The organism is Haloferax sp. YSSS75, from assembly GCF_046764215.1.
In the GTDB taxonomy this organism is placed as follows: Archaea; Halobacteriota; Halobacteria; order Halobacteriales; family Haloferacaceae; genus Haloferax.
In genome coordinates this window covers 1,949,841-1,972,237 of record NZ_CP177206.1, presented here as the reverse complement: position 1 = coordinate 1,972,237, position 22,397 = coordinate 1,949,841, and the positions used below count along the sequence as shown (strand labels likewise).

Below are 22,397 nucleotides of genomic sequence, written 5' to 3'. Positions count from 1 at the left end.
CCGCCGTGTATGCAATTCTGCGACGAGTGCGGTTCCATGATGGTCTCACAGGGCGGGGTGATGACGTGCACGAACGACGAGTGCGGTGCCACCTCCGAGCGTGACGAGGAGTTGGCCGAGCAGTTCGTCTCGACGGAGGCACAGTCGGGCGACGAACTCATCGAGACGGAAGAAGGCGCGGAGTTCGAAGGGAAACCCACTGCCAAAGACGTCCACTGTGACGAGTGTGGCCACACCGAAGCGTGGTACACTATCAAGCAGACGGCGTCCGCCGACGAACCGCCGACGCGCTTCTTCAAATGTAAGGAGTGCGGCTATCGCTGGCGGGAATACAACTGAGAATCCACTCAAACCCCCGAAATGCGGAGAATCGTTTTTCGACCGGTTTGAAAAACTGCGTCGCGTCTCTAGCCAATTCGAACTAGAACATCTAACGAAATTAACCTATTGGAAAGGTAGGATACTGCGGGTTCAGAAAGAAGAGTCAGTGATAACAGAACGGTCGAAATGTGCTAGTACAGTTCTATTGAAACTCGTGTTCTCGAACAGTCTTTCGAGGATAGCCTGCAGCTAGTCTGGACAATTGACTCCCCTCAACTTCGAATAAGCAGGATTCAGAAGCGTTCGGACTAGCAGAGCTTAGTCAAGAACTGAGATATATTGTATCCTTGCTAGATACTCCCGGTACTAATCAATTTACCAGGAAGGTTTGAATGAATCCTTTTTTGATATTTAATGGCTTTCAAAATTGATTGGTTTTCAATTTTAGAACAACACCTAGTATGTGTGGAGAAATGTATAAGACTAGCTCATCGAATTGCGATTGGTATATATCACTGGCATATATTACACATTCTATAATTATGTTTAATAAATAACATTATTAGGATGTCAGATGAATTGATATTGGGTGATACACATGAGGGGGATAGAAGCTTGGGTTGTCGTGTTCATCGTGGTGGTAGCGATGACCGTGGCACCAGTATCAGCGGCAGAGGCCGGAATCATATCAGTTGAGACAACAAACACAACCGATGTAGACAATGATGGAGTGGTTTCATCTTTCGATTTGTTAATTACAGCTGACACAAATTGCGTTGGGTGCTATGATGACAACGACCAGATTGAGGCGAATCTAAAGGTGACTATCACAGGCGAGGCAGGGAATGAGGTTGAGCTTGATTGGACGGAAGACCTTCAACCAGATAACAACCTTCAGTATACCTATCGGATCCCAAAATCGATCCTCCATGGCTTCGACACACAAACGCTCGAAATCAAGGTCGAGATGCGTGACAGAGACTACCTGACTCACGAAGAAATTGACACGACTACAATTCGAGTGGACTACGAGAATCCATCTCAAGAATCAACACCAACACCAACACCAACACCAACACCAACACCAACACCAACACCAACACCAACACCAACACCAACACCAACACCAACACCAACACCAACACCAACACCAACACCAACACCAACACCAACACCAACACCAACACCAACTGCGGCCTCGTTAGACAACTCTGATGGCTCTAGCGGCAATGATAACAGTGCGTCGGGAGAGCAGAACGTGAAAGACAGCGATGGAGATGGTATGATTGATAGCAAAGACTACGCTCCGTCTGATCCAGACGTCCAGAAGAAGGCTGATGTTAGTTCTTCTGGATCTATACCCGGTTTCGGAGTGATTGTAGCCCTATTAGCTATCTTATCGGCAGTGGTAATCGCAGTCGTCCGAAAGAAATGAGAATGGGAACAATCCAAAAATGAGGGTATTTTCTTCGTCGGTCAACCGACAAAAAACATTTGCCCTTGCTCTCGGGGGAATACTTGGATTCGTCGGACTATATTTGGCCGTCCGACAGCACATCCCATTCTTGTTTAATGCGAGAGAACTCAGAGTATTTATTGTAGGATTTGGCATCTGGGCACCGATTGTGTTCATAGCTGTGCAAGCTATACAGGTGATTATTGCTCCGATACCCGGGCAAGCAGCTGCAGTAGTCGCTGGCTATCTATTTGGGCCGATATGGGGTACCGTGTACAGTCTTGTTGGAGTCATGATCGGCAGTATGGTCGCGTTTTGCCTATCCAAGCGCTATGGTCGTCCTGCAGTTGAACGATTTCTCCATGAGGAGATCATTGAGTCATTTGATGGAATGGTTGAACGGACCGGCCTTCTTGGACTGTTCATTTTCGTACTCATACCGGGACTTCCAGATGACGTCGTATGTTTTTTAGCAGGCCTCACACCGATCCGGATTGGTCCTTTCTTAGTGGTACTGCTAGCAGGTAGATTCCCTGCTTATGCAATAGCGAATTTAGCTGGCGGCCAATTTGCTGATGGTAAAATTCTAGAATCGCTTATACTCATGTCTGTATTTTTAGCTTTTTCGGCCATTTCTTACTATAACCGAAGCAAAATTCAACACTTTGTTCGCCGGATATAGGATTAAAACTAGCAATATAACTCTACGATTTCCATTTGTTTCGATCCGAGATACACTCTTCCAATTTCACCCTGCGCGATTATTTTCATTCATATTTCATAAAAATGCAGAGTTGAATAATAATGTGATATGACCGATGGGAATAATCTATTTGCGAAGAACCATCCTCCTTGAACTTGTAAGCTTCTTTGTTTAGGGTTAAACACAGAAACTCACAAACTGCAGTCTATCAAGTGCAATCCTGTGGCTATCGCTGGCGGGAATACAACTGAGAATCTTCCCCGTCCAACCAACTCAGTTCCGTTGTGTATCCTGTCACACCACAGCCTGGAATGGCAGTAAAACCGACAGACGCCGCAATATTCTCCCGATTCGGGAACGATAGCGAACCATACGTACGGATAGGACTAAGAGAATCCCAGAGCAGCACAGTGCGACACCTGCTCGAAAATAAATAGTCATGACCTCAGCGACTTATCCTTCCAAGCCAGACGTCGAACGTCGATTGCACCCCGGCAGAGACGTCCTTCCAAAGACCCTAGTCGATTTGGCTGCCGAACTCGGTATCGACTCGCGACGCCAATCGACACGCCTGCAAGACGTGGTCGATATCGACTCGCTATATGCGCTCGTCCAGGAACCGAGAGGGACGAAAAGTGACATCAAGGTGTCGTTCAGTGTTTGGGGCATTCGATACGACGTGACCCCGTCGTCGGTAGCGGCGACGAGAGAACGGTAACGTTTCGATTCGAACCGGGCGAGAGAACCAAAGCGCGGTTACCGACCGGTAGGTGTCCCAGTGGTTACTGGGTCATCGACTCTTGACTGGCGGCGCAGTTGTTCGGTCCGAGTTCGAGTTGGAAGGCCACGTAGTTGGGCGTGTCAATCTGCCCGAGGTTGGTCTGGATAATCTGTTCGTGGTTCGACGGCCGAGGCGGCACGTCGGCGGTGATGTACTCGACGAACTCGGATTCCGGCATGGAGAGCGCGTCCATCTTCGACTTCAGGTCTCCGAGCGTCGCGGTGTACGACCCGTCGTCTGCCGGGTCGGCACTATCGCTGTAGTGTGCCGGTGCGACGACTGTCCCGTCGTCGAGCGTCAGGATGCGCTCGTGCAGCGAGTCGTAGAGGGTCGCCGCCGCGTCGGCAGCGCCTTCGTCACCGTCTTCGAGGTCAGGACGAGCGACGCTCTCGGTGAAGAGGCCGTCACCGCTGAGGAGGACGGACTCGTCGACGAGGAACGACGTCATCCCGGAGGTGTGGCCCGGGGTGTGGACCACGTCGATGGTGCTGTCGCCGACAGCAATCACGTCTCCGTGGGCGACAGTCTCGTAGTCGACGGCGTAGTCGATGCCGCGGGCGACAGCGGGTTCGGGAACGACCACGTCGGCGGACGAACGCGTCGCGAACGCACGGACACCGCTGATGTGGTCGGCGTGGACGTGTGTATCGACCGCTGCAGTAATCTCGGCACCGTACTCACGTGCGACTTCGATATACTGGTCGACGAACGCGAGAAGCGGGTCCACGACGACTGCCTCGTCGTCGGAGACGACCATGTAGGCGAGACATCCACTCGACGGGCGACTGAACTGGAGAATCGTCGCACTCGCTTCGGTCTCCAGTTCTTGATAGACGTAGAGGTTCGCCCATCCATTCATCCCGTACTGGAGGTTCTTGGCGTCGATACCCGACTGTTGGAGCATCTGGACCGCCATCTGACTCGTCTGACCGGACGCACAGACGGCGACGACTTCACCCTCCGAGGCACCGTTGAGGAGTTCGGCGGGATTGACCGTCTGAAGCTGTGTCAGCGGGACGTTCACCGCTTCGACGTTCTCGCCGTCGATGTGCCACTCGTCGAAGTCGGCCGGTCCACGAACGTCGACGATTGTGACGTCGGCACCGCTGTCGATGGTCTCCTTCAGTTCCTGTGGCTGAATACTTGGGATAGTCGGCATTGTGTCGTATCCTCAGATGTGGCCCCACCGACTATAAGAGTTACCTTAGTATTGTGGGTTCAAAGCAATACATGGGGTTGGATGGGTCACCGACGAGCCGATTAATTTTCTGCTGTACAACCCTCGAATTGGCTTTAGGAGTGTTTAGTGGGTGATTGCCAAATCAAGAGTTCTACTCCCGACCGGATACAGGAGTGCTGAGTCTCCCGTCTATCTTGTACCATATGAACAACAGACCGAATGCCAGACGGTCACGTACTGCTATGGTCACTCGTCGGCAGTGGGCGCTGTCACGGCCGCCTCGACTGTCTCTTTGGTCGGCGCGTCGGCGGCGAAGACGAACCCGTAGAGTGCGAGGACCAGACTGCCGAACCATCCAGCGACCATACCGAAGATTCCGAAGACGGCACCGAGCACCCCGAGTGCGGCGACACCGACGGCGACGACGCCACCGCCGAGCGTAACCGACCCGGCAGCGAGTTTCGCCCACGACTGTCGCCGGAGACAGACGCCAGCGAACAGTCCGAACGCCGCGACGACACCGATTGCGGGGACGAGGACGAACCGCATCGCCAGCGACCCGGACCCGACGAGTGCCGCGCTCACCCACGCGAAGAGAACTGTCCCGGGGACGACGGCGATGGCAGTGGCCGCCGTCAACGGCCGGTCACGCCCAGAGTGACGAAGCGCACCCAACAACACGAACCCGGAGACGGCGTACGCCTTCCCGATTGGGTTGAAGAGGAACCCGCCGATGAGCGCGACGAACTTCCCGAAAATCGCGCCCTCGTTCGCCGGACGGACGAGATAGTACGTCCCGTCTCGAACGTAGAGGCCGCGTTCGACGGCGAACGAGTCGGACGCGACGGACCCGTCGTCGATGACGCGTCGTGCGTCGGTGCTCGCGTTCTCGTAGGAGATTGCGACGTCGTCCGCGACAGTCTGCGCGTTCGCGGGTGCGGTTCGAATCGTCGCGTTCGTCGTCTCTTCGTCGTGGAGTGTCAGGTCGAATCGGTAGTATTCGTCACCGTAGATGGCGTACCGCGTCCGGTTCGACAGGTCGGCGACTTTGATGTGGAGTTCCGGTGGGAGACTCCCGTTGTACGTCCCCGTCTGAATCGCTTCGCGAAGGACAGCGTCGACCGAATCGGGGTCGGAGCGCCGCCACACGTCCAAATCGACCACCTCGGCGTCCGCCTGTGCGACTTCGTGGGGTACCTGTGCCGGGTCGATGCGAGTCGCCTCGTACGTCGTCTGGAGCGTCGTGGCCGCGGAAAACGTCTGCGTCATGAGCACACCGACGACGAGGAGGGCACCGACAGCGGCGTACCGTCTGGCAGAGACCATGTGGTGTGCGTCGTCTCCACCCGGTAAATGTCGTGCGGTTGTCGAATCGTGGCGTCGACTCGTCCAGATTGTCCCGTCGTGGCGCCGAGTCGTCTGTGGTCGAACGCGGGGGAGACGGTGCTCAGTTCCAGCACTTCACCCGTCGAGCGTCAGATTCGGGACGAGGAAATCAGCGACAGCAGTAGCGACTTTCTCGGTCTGACCGACGAAGAAGTGGTCCGCAGCGAACTCGACAGTCGACTGGTGGTACTCGGTGGCGCAGTCGACGACGGGTCGCCAGTCTGCGATATCGTCGCGGGTCCCGTAGACGACCTGTACCGGCACGTGAATCTGGTCGAACACGTCGGTCACGTCGAGGTCCGAGGCGAGTCGTGCGGCGGGGCCGAGTGCCGAAACCGCTTCGACGTCGACGCCGTCGGCGGCCGTGAGCAGTGCCATCGCGCCGCCGAAACTGAACCCGAAGAGGCCGACTCGGTCGTAGTGGTCGGTCGCCCAGGCGACGGCGTTGCGCGTGTCGGCGCGTTCGCCGTATCCGTCGTCCCACTCGCCGTAATCGAACCGGAGACAGTCGATGCCGTGGTCGGCGAGAGCATCGCTGACGGCGACGAGGCGGGCGTCACCCCGGTGCCCGCCGTGTTGCGGATGCGGTGGGCACGCGACGACGACGGCGTCGGAGGGACCGTCGTCGGATTCGTCGAGCGTGGCCCGGACGTCTCGACCACCGGGAACGAGAATCGTGTCGGACATACCAACCTCTTGTGCTGGTGAGGTTTTAAGCCGAACGTCGCGTAGTTAATGGGTATGGGAATTCTCTCTCGCACGTCGTACGTCATCCGGTCGAAAATAAACGCCCTCCTCAACCGTGCGGAGGATCCGACGGAGACGCTCGACTACTCCTACGAGAAGATGCGTGACGAACTCCAGCAGGTCAAACAGGGTATCGCAGACCTGACGACACAGAAGAAACGACTGGAGATACAGAAGCGACGTCTCGAAGAGAACGTCGAGAAACACAACGAACAGGCGCGCGAAGCAGTCCAGCAGGACCGCGAAGACCTGGCCCGCAAGGCCTTAGAGAAGAAGCAGGCCAAGATGAACCAAATCGAGGAACTCGATAGCCAGATTGCGAACCTGCAAGACACCCAAGATACGCTCGTCCAGAAGAAAGACGAACTCCAGAGCCGTATCGAAGAGTTCCGCACCAAGAAGGAGACGATGAAGGCACGCTACGAGGCGGCCGAAGCGTCGAGTCGCGTCTCGGAGGCGATGTCCGGTGTCGGTGACGAGATGGCCGACGTGGGGCGCGCACTCGAACGCGCCGAAGAGCGCACCGACGAGATGGAAGCGCGTTCGGCGGCGATGGACGAACTCATGGAGTCCGGTGCCCTCGACGACGTCCTCTCGGACAAGGACTCTATCGAGCGTGAACTGGAAGCAGGCCGCACCAACGCGGAAGTCGACGCGGAACTGGAGACGCTGAAAGCCGAGATGGGCAAGTCGTCCGCGCCGGCCGACGAACCCGAAGCGGAGTCGGACGTCGACATCGACGTCGAAGAGGAAGTCGTCGACGAAGAAGTCGAAGCCGAACTGGAAGAGCTGAAGAACGACGAAGAGTCGTCCTGAGGCGACTGGGCAGAGCGCTCGAAGAACGCCGGTGTGACCCACTTCGACGGCCGCCACAACCGATTTTACCACGACACTGCACGGACTACTATGTCGAAAGACGATGGACCGTCGCCCGGCGAACCGGGAGATAGGATGCGAGAACGCGGTACGACGAGCCGTGTCAAACTCGACGTCTACCTCCGGGCGGACCGCCGGGCAGTCGCGCTCGCCCCTCTCGTCGTCATCTTCGTCAGCGTCGTCGCGTTCGGACTACTCGACCCGACGGGACTTCCGACCGCCGTCGAGTCGTCAGACCCAGTCGAGACGCTCGGACAGGGCCTCCTCACGTCCATCGTCACCGGTGTGACGCTCGTCGTCAGTATCAACCAACTCGTCCTGTCGCGCGAACTTGGCCCCCTCGGCGACCAGCGAGACCGGATGCAAGGGTCGATAGCGTTCCGCGAAGACGTCGCCGACCTGCTCGACGTTCCCGTCGCACCGCCGGAACCGTCGGCGTTCATGCGTGCACTGGCCGAGAGCATCGCCGCCCGGTCACGAGCAGTCGCCGAGACGCTCCCGGACAACGCCGGCGCAGACGCCGACGCCGACAGTGACGACCACTCACCGGCAGACGAGTCGACGGCGCGCGTCCGTGAGTTCGCCACCGACGTCGCCGAGAACGCCGACGAGGTGGCGGGTCGCCTCGAAGGCCGCCAGTTCGGGTCGTTCGAGGTGCTGTCGGCCGCACTCGACCTGAACTACTCGTGGAAGATATATCAGGCGACGAGACTTCGGCGAACCCACGACGGCCTCTCTACGGAGACGAAGGCGGCCCTCGACGACCTGCGAGACGCGCTCGAACTGTTCGGCCCCGCCCGCGAACACGTCAAGACGCTCTACTTTCGGTGGGAACTCGTCGACCTCTCGCGGGCGATGTTCTACACCGCGATTCCCGCGCTCGTGGCGAGTATCGGTGCGATACTGTTCCTCGACAACCTCGGGAGCGTCCCGGGAGCGACGCTCGGCATCTCCAACTTGCTGCTCGTCGTCGCACTCGTGACCGCCGTCTCGCTGTCGCCCTTTGCGGTGCTCGCGGCCTACGTCCTCCGTATCTTGACGGTCGCAAAGCGGACGCTCTCTATCGGTCCGTTCGTGTTGCGGTCGGAGACGCGAGACGAGAACCTCGATTGGGAGTCCTGAGGCCCGCGAAAGGTGGGAGAGTCTACTCCCGTCTCAGCGGAGTTCTGCGCCGGTTCCGGGACGGTCGAGTGCTTCGAGGTCGATAGCGCCGTTCGGCATCGGGACCCCATCGTACGGGTCGTCGGCAAGGAGGAGCGACCCGTCGAGGTCGGCGTAATCGAGGAGTGGGGCGAGGTGGCACCCGGCGGCGATGGCCGCGTTCGTCTCTATCATACATCCGAGCATGACTTCGAGGCCGTGTGAACGGGCGGTGTGAATCATACGCTTAGCCTCGCTGAGACTGCCACACTTCATCAGCTTCAGGTTCGCGATATCGACGCGGTCTGCAATCTTCGGGATGTCGTCGGCAGTGATACAGGACTCGTCGGCGGCGATGGGGAGCGCCGAGTTGTCGTAGACGAACTTCAGGCCCTCGTAATCTTCTGCGGGGACGGGTTGTTCGACGAACTCGACGCCGTAGTCGGCGAGGAACTCACTCATCTCGACGGCCTCACGAGGCGTCCACGCCTCGTTGGCGTCGACGCGGATGGTCACACCGGGCGCTTCGTCGCGGACCGCCTCGATGATTGCCTTATCGCGGTCGGTTCCGACCTTCACCTTGAGGATGTCGTATCCCGCCTCGTAGGCGTCTGCGGTCTTCTCGCGTATCGTCTCGATGTCGTCGAGGCCGATGGTGAACGAGGATGCAGGGGCGCGTTCCGGGTCGAGACCCCACTGTTTGTAGAGGGGGACACCGAGTCGCTTCGCGGCAAGGTCGTGGAGTGCGATGCTCACGGCGGTTCGGGCGGCCGGGTTACGCCGAACCGTCTCTTCCATCCGGCGTTCGATGCGGTCTATCGCGTGTGGGTCGCCGACTTCTTCGACGACGTCGAGCAGGTCCGGAAGGACCGCTTCGACGGTGGCCGCAGTCTCACCGTAGTGTGCCGACGGTGCTGCCGCGCCGACACCCGTCATGCCGCCTTCGTCTTCGATGCGAACGACGACGTTTTCGGCCGCTGTCTGCGTTCCACGGGAGATTCCGAAGGGGTCTGCCAGTTGCATCGAGACGCGGTCGAACTTCGCGGTGAGCATTCAGAACACCTCGTCGATGAACGCTGTCGCGTCCTGTCGGACCGGGTCCACTGCGGGCACGCCCAGTTCGTCGCCGTACGCCTCGACTTCGGCGGCGGCCTCGTCGTCGTCTTCGACCTTCGACGTGTTGAGCGCGCCGCCGACGATTTCGGCCTCGTGGACGGGCGCGGCGAGGTTCTCGTAGAGCGAGACGTAGTCCGACAGCGGCGGGAGTTCGAACGACTCGTAGCCGTGAATCGCCTCGCGAGTGGACTCGTGGCAGAGAATCAGTTTGTCGGCCATCGAGCCGTGGAGAATACCGCACGTGACGGCGGAGTAGGCGGGGTGGACGATGCTCCCCTGCCCTTCGACAAAGAGTACGTCGTACTCGTCGCCCTTCTCCAGAATCATCTCTTCGACAGACCCGGCGGTGAAGTCGCTGACGACCCGGTCGACGGGGTTGCCCCACCCGGCAATCATGATACCGGTCTGTCCTGTCGGGATGAATCCGGCGTCGATACCCTGTTCGCGGGCCGCTTCGACGAGTTCGAGCGAGACGGTCATCTTCCCCACGGAGCAGTCCGTTCCGACAGTGAGGACGATTTCCGCGTCAACGTCCGCGGCGACGCCCTCTGCGACCCCGATGTCGTCGTGTGGCTTACGAACGTCGTTGATTTCGCACCCGTTTTCGTCGGCGAGTGCGGCGAACTCCTCGTCGTCGTTGAGGAAGTAGTGGAGGCCGGCGATGACGTCACACCCGCGTTCGAGTGCGGTCTGAACGTCGTCGCGCCACGTCTCGTCGAACCCGCCGCCGATGGGGGCGATGCCGATGAGGAGGGCGTCTGCCTCCGGGGCGTCGGCCATCGACGAGACGATGGGGACGTCGGGAAGGTCACGGCGGTGGTCCGACGTCGAGGTGCCGGGGTTGTCTCGGTCGAGGACCGCGACCACGTCGTAGTCGGCGTATTTGAGCACGCCCGTGGCAGTCTTCGCGCGGTCGGGGAACTTCTCGTGTGCGAGGACGACGACTCGTTGTGGGTCGCTCATACTGGATGAGAGTACGTCCCACCCTAAAAGGTCGGGCGATTTGGAAGTCGCTTTCGCGGGGTGGACAGTGGTGGGGTGCAGACACGCGCAACAGTCGGGGGCGCGGCGTCAGATGCGGTAGAGGCGGGTCGTCCAGAACTCTCGTGAGGCCGTTTGCAGCGCTTCTTTCGGGTCGCCGCTGGCGTCGACAGTCGCGGTCAGTACCGACCGGTCGCGGAACGCCCCGAGGACGGTTCGCTCGCCGAGGACGACGAGGTCATCGTCGCTGTCGAGTGATTCGTCGAGCACGTCGTGACACTCGTCGAGGTGGTCGTCTATCTGGCCGTCGCGGATACGCTCGAACCGCCGTTGCGAGAACCCTCCCTTCGAGTGGGCCGACTTCACGTCGCTTTCGAATCCCGTCTCGTAGACGAGTCTCCCGTCTTCGTAGTGGCCGAGTGCGAACAGGTCGGACCGGACGAGGGCGACGACAGTCGCCGAGTCGGGGAGGAACCAGTCGCGTTCGAGTTCGAACCCGTCGCTCCACGCGTCGAACTGGTCGGGGAGGCGCGGTGGGGAGAGAGCGACGCTCACCAGTCCGGCGTCGTCGGTGAGGGCGACACAGGGCGTGGCCCGGCGGACGAGCGAGGCACGGTCACCGAAGGCCGTCTCGACGGCCGACGAGAGGGACTGTTCGTCGGGGACGGCGGCGGTCAGCGCGCCTTCCGAATCGGTCGACATGGACTCGAGACGGCGGAGCACCTCACGGAGTCGCTCACCACGAAATTCCTCGGTACCCCGGAAGTCGAGTCCCTCCTCGTCGCCGGAGAGTCGTTCGACTCTGTCTTCGAGTTCGGTGATTCGGTCTTCGAGGCGGTTGACCTCCGCTTCGGCCTCCTGTCGCGCCCGGACCGCTTCCGTTCGGCGGTCCGACTCGCCTTCGAGTTGGCCCGCCAACGCGTCGCGTTCGTCTTCCAACTCGGCGATGCGTTCTTTGAGTTCTGCGCGGCCCAACAACTCGTCCAACATACGCGGAAGCGTGCGGGCCGGCCACTTGAGGTTTCGGACGTTCGGCGAGTGTGTCCGCCCCTCGCCCGACCCGCTCAGTCGTCACTCGACGCTGGTGCGAGTTCCGCCGCTCGCATGTACTCGTCGAGTTTGGCCGCCATCGTCTCGGCGAAGCCGTCGTCGTTGATGTCGGCGTCGACTTCTATCAGTTCGACGTGGTCGTCGAGCGTCGCTCTGAGCGCGTCGAAGAGCGCCTGGTCGGCCTCGGGGTCGTAGAAGTCCTCGCCCTCGACGTCGAGCAGTGAGACGCCACCGAGTGGGAGTGCGAGTGCGGTCGGTCCCGTCGCAGCGTTGAGTTTCTCGGCGATGATTCGACCGAGTTCTGCGCATTCGTCGGGGGTCGTTCGCATGAGCGTCACCTGCGGGTTGTGGACGTGCAGGTGTCGATTCTGGAACTCGTCGGGGACGTCGTCTCTCGCCCCGAAGTTGACCATGTCGAGGGCCCCCGTCGAGACGACTTGCGGCGTTCCGGTCTTCCCCGCGGCGTCCAGTCGCTCGGGGCCCGCACTGAGGACGCCGCCGACGAGTTCGTCGGCCCACTCTGTCGTCGTCACGTCGAGCACCCCGTCGATGACGCCCTCTTCTACGAGATTCTCCATCGCCTGTCCTCCCGTGCCGGTGGCGTGGAAGACGATTGTCTCGTATCCACGTTCTTCCAGATACGCGCGGACCGTCTTGACGCACGGCGTCGTGACGCCGAACATCGTGATGCCGATGGTCGGCTTGTCTTCGACTTCGATACCGGGGTCGTTCGTGACCATGCCGACCATCGCGAGGGCGGCGTTCGAGATGACGAGTCGCGAGAGCTGGTTGAGCCCCTCGATGTCGGCGACGGAGTACAGCATCATGATGTCCCGAGATTCGACGTACGGGCGGACGTCGCCAGAGGCCATCGTCGAGACCATCAACTTCGGGACGCCGTACGGGAGTGCTCGCATCGCCGCCGTGGCAATCGAGGTGTTCCCAGACCCACCGAGGCCGAGGACGCCGTCGAGCGTGCCCTCCTCGTAGAGACGGGTGACGACGGACGCAGCGCCGTCGCCCATCACTTCCATGGCTTCGCCACGGTCACCTCGCTCGCGGAGGGCCGACAGCGACGCCCCGCCTGCTTCAGCAACCGTCTCCGCAGTGGTGTCGGGTTCGATGTCTGGGTCTTCCATCACCCCCGTGTCGACGACGTGGACGTCGAGGCCTTTCGCGTTCAGGATGTCACGGGCGAACCCGATTTCTGCAGCTTTCGTGTCGAGTGTACCGATGATGATGACGCTCATATTCCTAAGATGGGTGCGCGGGAGGGCCGCTCAGAAATCTATCTCCTTGAACTCGCGGGCCTGGTCTTGAATCGCCTTCTCGGTCGGCAGTCGTTCGATGCTCGACGCGCCGAAGAAACCGACGACGTTCTCGGTGTTGTTGAGGACGTACTCGGCGTCGTCGGGCCAGGCGATGGGACCACCGTGGCAGATGACGAGCACGTCTTCGTTGACCGCTTTTGCCGCATCACAGTGGGATTGGACGCGCTCGGCGGCAGCTTCCACGTCGAGTGCCGTCTCGGCCCCGATGTCGCCGGACGTCGTCAAGCCCATGTGCGAGACGACGACGTCCGCACCCGCTGCCGCCATGTCGCGGGCCTGTTGCTCGGTGAAGACGTACGGACAGGTGAGCATGTCCTGTTCGGCCGCTTCACGAATCATCTCGACTTCCTTGTCGTATCCCATCCCGGTCTCTTCGAGATTCTGCCGGAAGCCGCTGTCTTCGTCGATGAGGCCGACAGTCGGGAAGTTCTGCACGCCAGAGAAGCCCTGGCGTTTGAGGTCGGCGATGAACACGTCCATCTGCCGGAACGGGTCGGTGCCGTTGACGCCCGCGAGGACGGGTGTGTCTTCGACGACTGGGAGCACCTCGTGGCCCATCTCCTGGACGATTTCGTTCGCGTCACCGTACGGAAGCAACCCGGCGAGTGACCCACGCCCACCCATCCGATACCGACCGGAGTTGTAGATGATGAGCAAGTCGACGCCACCGCGTTCGGCGAACTTCGCCGAGATACCTGTTCCCGCACCCGCGCCGACGACCGGTTCACCCTCCGAAACCGTCTCACGGAGTCGCGATAGGGACTCCTCACGTGTGAACTGCATGTGTGGGAAAACAAACAACAATATTTTTTATTAACTTTCGGGTGCGAACGTCGAAATCGCCGTCGAGTGGCCCTGGTTGAGGAGTCTCTCGTCTCCGAAATTACTATCGTTCTACTGTCCAAATTGCATGTGAGAAAATGTCTACCAAGAACTACGTCGAACCGGATATGGTCGACACACAGCAGTTCGATTGGGGGACGCTCAAGTGGATGTGTACGCCGGAGGTGACCGGCGCGGACCGACTCAGTGCTGGTGTCGTGCAACTCGAACCCGGGAAGGGCCACGAGTTACACACACATCCCGACAGCGAGGAGATACTGTACGTCGTTCACGGCCGCGGAGAACAGAACGTCGACGGAGAGGTGCGGGAAATCACGGCGGGAGAGATGGTGTACGTCCCCGCCGGCGTCGAGCACGGGACGGTGAACACCGGGTGGGAGACGCTGACCCTGTTAGCAGTGTACGCGCCACCGGGTCCGGAAGACGTCCTCGCAGAACTCCCAGAGTGTACGATTATCCCGGCCGGCGAACTGCCGACTCGAGAGTAGCGCTCGGCGAGTCGCTTCGCACACTGGCCCGTCTCTTCGTCACCACCGAGAGACGCCGATTCGAGATGGGCGGCTACGTCCGGTGCCGTGACGGGTCGAGTTCGTCGACGTCGTAGCCGGCGTATCGGAGGAGTTCTGCCGCCCGAGTCGCGTCGGCGAGGAGCACCGGTCTATCGTCCGGAACCGCGTCGGGGCCCACTGCGTCGCGGGGTAAGGCGAGTGTTCCTGCGGGGACACCATCGTCACCGACGACGGGGAAGTGTGTACTGTCGAGTTTCATCACGAGTGGGTAGTCGATTCGTTCGATACCGAGGCCACTCGCGTAGACGTGCTCGTTCAGTCGCTCGTGTTCCGTGCGTTGGATTGCCGCCTCTGTGCCGTCGTACGGTTCGACGTACAACCGGCCGAGGTAATACCCGCTGGAGAATCGTTCGAACATCGCTACGTGTTATCATAACACACACCCGGAGATAAGCCTTGTCGAGACTGTTTATATGGGACCGCAATTCTACCGTTCAAAAGTAGGCGACGACGAAGGGGTCGTCGGTGGGGTCGGTCAGTCGTCGCCGCGGGTCGCTGCCGTCATCGACCAGACGGCGACGGCACCGAGTGCGAGGGCCGGAATCATCGGCAGTGCCAACATCGCGGTGATGTACGGGACTCCCGCCATCGCCGGCAGCGACGGAACGAGATACACCGCCCCGGGGACGACGAGGACGCTAAGGGCGACGACGCCGACGAGCACCCAGCCTCGACTCCCGAATCCTTTCGGTTCGGGTTCGTCCGCCCCGATGTCGGAGTCGCCCGGTCGGTGAACGTACGTATCCTCCCGAGACGTGGTGTCAGAGCTCACTATCTGGGATTACGACCACCTTGCCAAAGCCCTGTCGCTCTTCGATGAGTTCGTGGGCCCGGTCGATTTCGCTCATCGGGAGGGTCTCTCGAATACGGGGCTCGAAGGTGCCGTCCCAGACGAGGTCAAGCACTTCGTCCGCCTCACCGGGCGTCGCCATCGTCGACCCGATGACCGAAAGCTGGTTCCAGAAGATGTAGTTGAGGCCGGCACCCGGGTCGGGGCCAGTCGTCGCACCACAGGTGACGACGCGGCCACCTTTGACGAGGCTCTTGAGCGACTGTTTGTAGGTGGCGTCACCGATGTGGTCGACGACCATGTCGACGCCGCGACCATCGGTCAGTTTGCGAATTTCCTTCGAGAAGTCCTTCTCTTCGTAGTTGATGACGTGGTCCGCGCCGCACTCGCGGGCGTATTCGAGTTTCTCGTCCGTGGACGCAGTGGCGTACACCTCTGCGCCCGCGTGGTCGGCAACCTGAACGGCGGCGTGGCCCACACCGCCGGACGCGCCGAGGACGAGAACCTTCTCACCGGGGCGGAGTTCCCCACGGTCGATGAGCATGCGCCACGCCGTCTGGAAGACGAGCGATGCGGACCCGGCGACTTCCCACGGCACGTCCTCGGGGACGGGGACGAGGTTCTCCTCGGGGATTGCCGCGTACTCGGCGTGGACACCGCGCGTGTGCTCACCGATGATTCGGAAGTCGGGTGCGAGCGTCGGGTCGCCCTTGCGGGAGAACTCGTCGCCGCCGTCGGCGAGGCCCGCGATGAGTGCGACGTGGTCGCCCGCTTCGAACCGGCTGACACGTTCTCCGACTTCGGTGACGACGCCAGCCATGTCACTGCCGGGGATGTGTGGCATCTCTAACTCGACGCCTGGAAGGCCTCGTCGCGTCCAGATGTCGAGGTGGTTGAGTGACGCCGCCTTCACGTCGACGACGACTTCTTCGGGTCCAGGGTCCGGGTCTGGGAAGTCGCCATATTCGAGAACGTCTCGGTCACCGTGTTCACTAAATTGGACCGCTTTCATCTCGACTCGACCCATGCAATCGACTACCAAAAACATAGGTTTTCGTCACATGTCTTTCCCCTTCTTCGTCAGTCGACTATATCGTGTCAACATGGGACACGTTCATAAGGAACCACCGTGTACCTCCGGTGATACGTCTCTCAAGCCTTCCTCACACGATATGATAGACGAAACTACCACTGGGCGATGGAGAATCCGGGTTCGAGATGCTTGCCGAGTCGCAGTCTACGACGGGTGCAACTAGCCGATGACTCGAAACAGCATGGGTGACGGTGAGGAGTTGGTGAGTCTCCTCGTAGAGCGGGCGGACTTCTTCGAGGCGCTCGCCGATGGGCCTCACGACAAGCGCACGTTGGCCGACGAACTCGACACGTCTCGGTCGACTGTCGACCGGGTGCTTCGAACGTTCGTCAACACCGGCGTCGCACGCCAGTCCGAGCGTGGCTACGAATTGACGCTCTCGGGGCAGTGTTCGCTCGACGCGTTCGGCCGATACAAACGGACGGTTCGAGGGCTGACGAACGCACAGGGACTCCTGTCGATGCTCCCGTCGGACGCCCCAATCGACCCGGTGTTTTTCGTCGGTGCCGACGTGTTCACGTCGAGTCCAGACATCCCGGACGCAGTCATCGAGCAACTGTTCACGAGTATTCAGAACAGCGAGGTGTTGTACGGTATCGCGCCCGTCGCCATCGAAGGGCAACTCGAAGCGTTCTACGACGCGGCGACAGCAGGCGGCACCGCCGTCGAGATGCTCGTTGGGGACAAACTCACCGAGAAACTGCTCGAATCACCCCGGTCACGTGCGGTCATCATCGAAAATATCCAGAAAGACGAGGTGAACGTCTACCGTGGTGACATCCCGTTCGGATTTGGCCTCTGGGCGACTGACGGCGAGGCAGGCATCGTCGTCTACACCGACACTGGAGTCGGCGGAGTCGCCACCAACGACAACGAGGAGGCCATCTCGTGGGTGGTCGAGTCGTTCGAGTCGCTTCAATCAGAATCGAACGTGTTGACGCTCGAATCTATTCTCGAAGACTATCCCGACGAAACCACCTGACGACCGACCGGGGAACTTTATCGCCCGACGACGAAGCCACCGGCGTGAGCGACCACGACGACACCCACGGCCACCGCGAGCACAGGGACGGCGACCATAGCCACGGTCACGAGAGCGACGACGGCCACACCCACGACGACGACGGCCACACCCACGACGACGACGGCCACACCCACGACGACGACGGCCACACCCACGACCACCACGCCCACGACGTCTCCGAACTCGGGTTCGCAGTCCTCACCGTCTCGTCGACCCGAACGGTCGAAGACGACCCCTCGGGCGACGCCATCGAGGAGATTCTCCACGACGCAGGCCACTCGGTGTCCGTCCGCCGGGTCGTCGCCGACGACTTCGACGAGATACAGTCAGCGCTCGCCCGGATGGGTGACCGGGGCGACGTAGACGCGACTATCACGACTGGTGGGACGGGTGTCACACCCGACGACCAGACCGTCGAAGCGGCCGGTCAACTCTTCGAGAAGACGCTTCCCGGGTTCGGCGAGTTGTTCCGCCGTCTCTCGTACGACGAAATCGGGACGCGCGTCGTCGGAACGCGTGCGACGGCGGGCATCGTCGACGAGACGCCGACGTTCTGCCTGCCGGGCAGCGAGAACGCCGCCCGCCTCGGCGTGTCGGAACTCGTCGTCGCCGAGGCACCGCACCTCACGGGTCTCGCACGGCGCGACTCGTCGTGAGGGGACCGGTCAGACCCGTGGAGATTACGAACGGTGGCCTACGAACGTAACGCTCGATTCAGTCACCCGAACGCGTTCGGGGAATTCCCAACCCGACTGCAACGTCTGCCCAGTCGCACCCATTTAAGTTCGCGCACACGTTGCGGTCAGGTATGAGCCAGCAGTCCCCACGCGAAGAGGACGCAGACGACGTGTTCTCTAGCGGTAAGGACCCGAACCTCCGCAGTTCGGAGGTCACAGAGGGCCCCGACAAGGCCCCGCACCGAGCGATGTTCCGCGCGATGGGATTCGACGACGACGACCTCTCGTCACCGATGGTCGGCGTCCCGAACCCCGCTGCGGACATCACCCCCTGTAACGTCCACCTCGACGACGTCGCCGACGCGGCCATCGAGGGCATCGAATCGGCCGGCGGAATGCCCATCGAGTTCGGCACCGTCACCATCTCCGACGCCATCTCGATGGGGACGGAGGGGATGAAGGCGTCGCTCATCTCGCGCGAAGTCATCGCCGACTCCGTCGAACTCGTCTCGTTCGGCGAGCGCATGGACGCCCTCGTCACCGTCGCCGGGTGTGACAAGAACCTCCCCGGGATGATGATGGCCTCCATCCGCACCGACCTCCCCTCTGTCTTCCTCTACGGCGGGTCCATCATGCCCGGCCAGCACGAGGGCCGTGAAGTCACCGTCCAGAACGTCTTCGAGGGCGTCGGAACCTACGCCGAAGGCGACATGAGCGCGGACGAACTCGACGACTTAGAGCGCAACGCCTGCCCCGGTGCAGGTTCTTGCGGTGGGATGTTCACCGCGAACACGATGGCCTCCATCTCGGAAGCGCTCGGGATGGCACCCCTCGGGTCGGCGTCGGCACCCGCCGAATCCAAAGAACGCTACGACGTGGCGCGCCGCGCCGGCGAGGCGGCCATCCAGTGCGTCGAAAACGACCTGCGTCCCTCGGACGTGCTCTCGAAGAAGTCCTTCGAGAACGCCATCGCCCTACAGGTCGCAATCGGCGGGTCGACCAACGCCGTCCTCCACCTCCTCGCACTCGCCGCCGAGGCGGGCGTGGACCTCGACATCGAGGAGTTCGACGAAATCTCTCGTCGCACGCCGAAGATTGCGAACCTCCAACCCGGCGGCACGCGCGTCATGAACGACCTGCACGAAGTCGGCGGCGTCCCCGTCGTCATCCGCCGTCTCCTCGACGCCGGTCTGTTCCACGGCGACGCCATGACCGTCACGGGCCGAACCATCGAAGAAGAACTCGACCACCTCGACCTGCCGGACGACGACGAGATAGACGAGGACTTCCTCTACACCGTGGACGAACCCTACCAGTCCGAGGGCGCAATCAAGATTCTCACCGGCAACCTCGCGCCCGACGGCGCGGTGCTGAAGGTGACCGGTGACGACAAGTTCCACCACACCGGCCCCGCCCGTATCTTCGAGAACGAAGAAGACGCCATGCGCTACGTGCAGGAAGGCCACATCGAGTCCGGTGACGTCATCGCCATCCGCAACGAGGGGCCACGCGGTGGTCCCGGCATGCGCGAGATGCTCGGTGTCACCGCCGCCGTCGTCGGACAGGGTCACGAAGACGACGTGGCACTCCTCACCGACGGCCGGTTCTCTGGTGCGACGCGCGGCCCGATGGTCGGCCACGTCGCTCCCGAAGCGGCAGACGGTGGTCCCATCGCTCTCCTCGAAGACGGCGACGAAGTGACCGTCGACATCCCGAACCGCGAACTCTCGGTGGACCTCTCAGACGAGGAACTCGCGGCACGAAAAGACGAGTGGGAACCCAAACCGCCGAACTACACCGCCGGCGTGCTGGCGAAGTACGCTCGTGACTTCGGGTCGGCGGCCAACGGTGCCGTGACGAATCCCGCACTGACGCGCGACGAGTAACGACCCGCCCGACGCTCGCCGCCGTCAGACGACGCGATTCCGGAAGTCGTCGTCGCCAGCGTCCATCTTTTCGACGTTCTCTGCGACGATGTCGGCCAGACGTTCCCAGTACTGTGGCGTGTGACCGGCGTTGTGTGGTGTGACGAGGACGTTCTCGAAGTTCCACAGGTCGTGGTCCGACGGGAGCGGTTCGGGGTCGGTCACGTCGAGCGCCGCGCCGCGAATGCCGTTGCTCCGGAGTTCGGAGACGAGTGCCTCGGTATCGACGACTGGGCCACGGCCGACGTTGACGAGGACGGTGTCAGGTTCCATCGAGGCGAACGCGTCGGCGTCGACGATGCCACGCGTCGTCTCGGTCAGCGGGCACGCGACGACGACGTACGCCGAGCGAGCGAACGCGTCGTGGATGCCATCTTCGTCGTCCAGTCCGACGACTTCGTCCGTCGGGCCACCCTTCTCGGGCGTGTACCGGACGCCGATAGTCTCGACGCCGAACGCGTCGAGACGGTCCACGATGGCCTCTCCGAGCGCGCCGAGTCCGACGACGGTAACCGTCGAGCCTTGCAGTTCGTGCGTCTGGAACGACTGCCAGTGTGCGTCTCGCTGCTGGCGTTCGGCCACGTGGAATCGGCGGGCGAAATAGAGGACGTTCCCGAGGACGTGTTCGGCGATGTTGGGGCCGTGGACGCCCGACGCGTTGGTGACGGCGACGTCGTGTGCCTCCAGCGCGTCGATGGGGAGGTGGCCCGTGCCGGCGTAGACGCAGGCGAACAGGTCGAGGTTCGCGGCCGATTCGAGCGCCGCTTCGTCGATGCTGTGGCCGACGGCGACCCGAACGCGCGAGAGCAGGTCACGCTCCTCTGCGGGGGTTCGGGCGAGGGCAATCTCTCTGTCGGGGAGGTGCTCGCGGAGTGTTTCGGCGAGTTCCTCGGCGGACAGGCCGTGAATCTTCTGACGTAGCACCGCGATGTCGGGGTCGCTCATAGTCGAGCATTCTCGAAGCGCATGATGAATCTGTCCGAATCACTCGTCGCGCGACGACAGTCGCGTGTTCCCCGCCCAACTCGCGTGTTCCCCGCCTAACTCGCCGGACGAGGCGGCCGCAATCCGCAATCGTAAGTACGGTCAGGATGTAGCCGCCGGTGTGACCACGCCCTCCCTCAGGACACGCCTCACCGTCGCACTCGCGGCGACGACACGCTTCGGGAGTGGCATCCTGATGGGCACCGGTCTGGCGTACTACATCGGCGCCTCCGGCGGGTCGAACTTCGCCGTCGGGATGGTCCAGACGGCGTACTGGTTCGGTCTGATGCTCTTCGCGCCGTTCTGGGGTGCTGTCGCGGACGTCACCGGCCGGCGGCGGGCAGTGCTCGTCGCCACCGGTGGCGGTGCCACGCTCGCCGCCGTCCCACTCGTCGTGTTCGACCCGGGTCCGTGGAGCGCCATCGGCCTTCGCGGCCTCTATTCGGCCTTCGCCGCCGGGTTCTCACCGGTGATGCTCGCGCTCGCGAGTTCGGCCGGCGGCAACGACAAACGCGGGCGCGAACTCGGCTTCTTCAACAGTGCCCGTTCTGCTGGCTTCACTGGCGGGCAACTCCTCGTCGGCTACGTCGTCGGTTCCTACCTCCCGACGACGCTCTACGTCCTCGTCGTCGTCACGTCGCTCGTCTCGACGCTCGCCGTCACTCGGCTTGCTGGGTCAGACGCGGCCACGGGCGAGCGAGTCGGGACTGGCTCGAACACGCCGGTTCGAGACGTCCTCACCGAAGTCCGTTCCCGGATACTTCCTGCCGCCGAAGACCGGGCGCACCTCCAGACGAACGGCTTGCGGTGGCTGTACGTCGCCCTCGCGATGCGAAACGCAACCGTCCTCGGCGTCCTCGCGTTGATGCCGGTGTACCTCCCGCAGCAACTCGGTGTCTCCGAATTCCAGATGGGGTTGCTCCTCGCGCTCAACTCCGGTGGACAGGTCGGATTCATGTACGTCTTCGGCCGCGCCGCCGACGCGTTCGGCAGGAAACTGCTCATCACGATGGGGATGGCGGGGAGCGCAGGTTTCGCCGTCGTCGCCGCGGGGGCGAGTCTCCCGACGACGCTCGACGGCCGACTGGTCGTCGCTGCCGGTGGGTTCGTCCTCCTCGCAGCGTCGTTTTCGGCGATGACGACGGGGTCACTCGCGTTCATCGGCGACGTCGCTCCCGACGCCCGAGAGTCAGAACTGATGGGGTTGCGCTCGACGGCCAAAGGTGTCGGCGGGGTTCTCGGCCCGACGCTCGTCGGTGGTATCGCGTCGCTGCTCGGAACCGGTGCGGCGTTCGCAGTCGCGAGCGTACTCGCCGTCGCGGCAACGGCGCTGGTCGGCGTCGCACTCGTCGAGAGTTTCGACGTGAACGACCCGGTCACCGTCGCTGCCGGCGACGATTGAACGGGTGTCAGGGTCCGGGTCT

Annotated in this window: 22 protein-coding genes; 10 read left to right on the top strand and 12 right to left on the bottom strand. The window is 61.6% G+C overall.

The window, feature by feature from the left end; genetic code table 11:
* Positions 1-9: 9 nt before the first annotated feature.
* From ACK3R5_RS10390 to ACK3R5_RS10380, 3 genes are all read left to right on the top strand, one after another.
* Positions 10-339 (top strand): transcription factor S, encoded by a 330-nt coding sequence (locus ACK3R5_RS10390; protein WP_411966903.1) that lies wholly within the window; start codon positions 10-12, stop codon positions 337-339.
* 580 nt (positions 340-919) lie between these two features.
* Positions 920-1,756, top strand: coding sequence for a PGF-CTERM sorting domain-containing protein (locus ACK3R5_RS10385; protein WP_411966902.1), 837 nt, complete (start codon positions 920-922; stop codon positions 1,754-1,756).
* A 103-nt stretch (positions 1,757-1,859) separates the two neighbouring features.
* On the top strand, positions 1,860-2,459 hold the full coding sequence (locus ACK3R5_RS10380) for a TVP38/TMEM64 family protein (RefSeq protein ID WP_411966901.1): 600 nt from the start codon (positions 1,860-1,862) through the stop codon (positions 2,457-2,459).
* Between the two features lie 803 nt (positions 2,460-3,262).
* Here ACK3R5_RS10380 and ACK3R5_RS10375 read toward each other — a convergent pair.
* The 3 genes from ACK3R5_RS10375 to ACK3R5_RS10365 form a co-directional block, all read right to left on the bottom strand.
* Positions 3,263-4,420 (bottom strand): MBL fold metallo-hydrolase, encoded by a 1,158-nt coding sequence (locus ACK3R5_RS10375; protein WP_411966900.1) that lies wholly within the window; start codon positions 4,418-4,420, stop codon positions 3,263-3,265.
* A gap of 267 nt (positions 4,421-4,687) precedes the next feature.
* The gene (locus ACK3R5_RS10370; RefSeq protein ID WP_411966899.1) at positions 4,688-5,767 is read right to left on the bottom strand and encodes a hypothetical protein; all 1,080 of its coding nucleotides are present in this window, start codon (positions 5,765-5,767) and stop codon (positions 4,688-4,690) included.
* Between the two features lie 135 nt (positions 5,768-5,902).
* Positions 5,903-6,514, bottom strand: coding sequence for an alpha/beta hydrolase (locus tag ACK3R5_RS10365; RefSeq protein ID WP_411966898.1), 612 nt, complete (start codon positions 6,512-6,514; stop codon positions 5,903-5,905).
* A 54-nt stretch (positions 6,515-6,568) separates the two neighbouring features.
* Here ACK3R5_RS10365 and ACK3R5_RS10360 point away from each other — a divergent pair, with 54 nt between their 5' ends.
* Both ACK3R5_RS10360 and ACK3R5_RS10355 read left to right on the top strand, forming a co-directional pair.
* Positions 6,569-7,390: a PspA/IM30 family protein gene (locus ACK3R5_RS10360; protein WP_411963980.1), complete on the top strand. Its 822-nt coding sequence runs from the start codon at positions 6,569-6,571 to the stop codon at positions 7,388-7,390.
* A gap of 90 nt (positions 7,391-7,480) precedes the next feature.
* The gene (locus tag ACK3R5_RS10355; protein WP_411966897.1) at positions 7,481-8,572 is read left to right on the top strand and encodes a hypothetical protein; all 1,092 of its coding nucleotides are present in this window, start codon (positions 7,481-7,483) and stop codon (positions 8,570-8,572) included.
* Positions 8,573-8,605: 33 nt separating this feature from the next.
* Here the strand turns inward: ACK3R5_RS10355 and ACK3R5_RS10350 are convergent, their stop codons facing one another.
* The 5 genes from ACK3R5_RS10350 to ACK3R5_RS10330 form a co-directional block, all read right to left on the bottom strand.
* Positions 8,606-9,643: a dipeptide epimerase gene (locus ACK3R5_RS10350; protein WP_411966896.1), complete on the bottom strand. Its 1,038-nt coding sequence runs from the start codon at positions 9,641-9,643 to the stop codon at positions 8,606-8,608.
* A complete protein-coding gene (locus ACK3R5_RS10345; RefSeq protein WP_411966895.1) occupies positions 9,644-10,669 on the bottom strand; it encodes a DUF1611 domain-containing protein in 1,026 nt (341 codons plus the stop codon).
* Positions 10,670-10,777: 108 nt separating this feature from the next.
* Entirely contained in the window at positions 10,778-11,677 is a 900-nt protein-coding gene (locus tag ACK3R5_RS10340; protein ID WP_411966894.1) for a Vms1/Ankzf1 family peptidyl-tRNA hydrolase, read from the bottom strand.
* Between the two features lie 74 nt (positions 11,678-11,751).
* Positions 11,752-12,987 carry a Tm-1-like ATP-binding domain-containing protein gene (locus tag ACK3R5_RS10335; RefSeq protein ID WP_411966893.1) on the bottom strand — a complete coding sequence of 412 codons (1,236 nt, stop codon included), beginning with the start codon at positions 12,985-12,987 and terminating at the stop codon, positions 11,752-11,754.
* 30 nt (positions 12,988-13,017) lie between these two features.
* A complete protein-coding gene (locus ACK3R5_RS10330; RefSeq protein WP_411966892.1) occupies positions 13,018-13,851 on the bottom strand; it encodes a phosphoenolpyruvate hydrolase family protein in 834 nt (277 codons plus the stop codon).
* A gap of 137 nt (positions 13,852-13,988) precedes the next feature.
* On the opposite strand from ACK3R5_RS10330, the gene ACK3R5_RS10325 reads away from it, so the two are divergent.
* Positions 13,989-14,399, top strand: a complete 411-nt coding sequence (locus ACK3R5_RS10325) for a cupin domain-containing protein (protein ID WP_411963973.1) — start codon at positions 13,989-13,991, stop codon at positions 14,397-14,399.
* A 73-nt stretch (positions 14,400-14,472) separates the two neighbouring features.
* On the opposite strand, the gene ACK3R5_RS10320 is transcribed toward ACK3R5_RS10325, so the two are convergent.
* The 3 genes from ACK3R5_RS10320 to ACK3R5_RS10310 form a co-directional block, all read right to left on the bottom strand.
* Positions 14,473-14,838 (bottom strand): DUF5802 family protein, encoded by a 366-nt coding sequence (locus ACK3R5_RS10320; RefSeq protein WP_411966891.1) that lies wholly within the window; start codon positions 14,836-14,838, stop codon positions 14,473-14,475.
* Between the two features lie 117 nt (positions 14,839-14,955).
* Positions 14,956-15,252, bottom strand: coding sequence for a hypothetical protein (locus ACK3R5_RS10315; RefSeq protein WP_411963971.1), 297 nt, complete (start codon positions 15,250-15,252; stop codon positions 14,956-14,958).
* Positions 15,242-16,282, bottom strand: a complete 1,041-nt coding sequence (locus ACK3R5_RS10310) for a zinc-binding dehydrogenase (RefSeq protein ID WP_411963970.1) — start codon at positions 16,280-16,282, stop codon at positions 15,242-15,244. Before ACK3R5_RS10310 ends, ACK3R5_RS10315 begins: the two co-directional genes overlap by 11 nt.
* Before the next feature lie 247 nt (positions 16,283-16,529).
* On the opposite strand from ACK3R5_RS10310, the gene ACK3R5_RS10305 reads away from it, so the two are divergent.
* From ACK3R5_RS10305 to ilvD, 3 genes are all read left to right on the top strand, one after another.
* Positions 16,530-17,345: a helix-turn-helix transcriptional regulator gene (locus ACK3R5_RS10305; protein WP_411966890.1), complete on the top strand. Its 816-nt coding sequence runs from the start codon at positions 16,530-16,532 to the stop codon at positions 17,343-17,345.
* A 44-nt stretch (positions 17,346-17,389) separates the two neighbouring features.
* Positions 17,390-18,043: a molybdenum cofactor biosynthesis protein B gene (locus ACK3R5_RS10300; RefSeq protein WP_411966889.1), complete on the top strand. Its 654-nt coding sequence runs from the start codon at positions 17,390-17,392 to the stop codon at positions 18,041-18,043.
* A 152-nt stretch (positions 18,044-18,195) separates the two neighbouring features.
* Positions 18,196-19,950 carry a dihydroxy-acid dehydratase gene (ilvD, locus tag ACK3R5_RS10295; protein WP_411966888.1) on the top strand — a complete coding sequence of 585 codons (1,755 nt, stop codon included), beginning with the start codon at positions 18,196-18,198 and terminating at the stop codon, positions 19,948-19,950.
* A 24-nt stretch (positions 19,951-19,974) separates the two neighbouring features.
* On the opposite strand, the gene ACK3R5_RS10290 is transcribed toward ilvD, so the two are convergent.
* Complete coding sequence (locus ACK3R5_RS10290) at positions 19,975-20,934, bottom strand: D-2-hydroxyacid dehydrogenase (RefSeq protein WP_411966887.1); 960 nt, start codon at positions 20,932-20,934, stop codon at positions 19,975-19,977.
* Between the two features lie 160 nt (positions 20,935-21,094).
* Between ACK3R5_RS10290 and ACK3R5_RS10285 the strand changes: the two genes are divergently transcribed.
* Positions 21,095-22,375, top strand: a complete 1,281-nt coding sequence (locus ACK3R5_RS10285; RefSeq protein ID WP_411966886.1) for an MFS transporter — start codon at positions 21,095-21,097, stop codon at positions 22,373-22,375.
* Positions 22,376-22,397 lie beyond the last annotated feature (22 nt).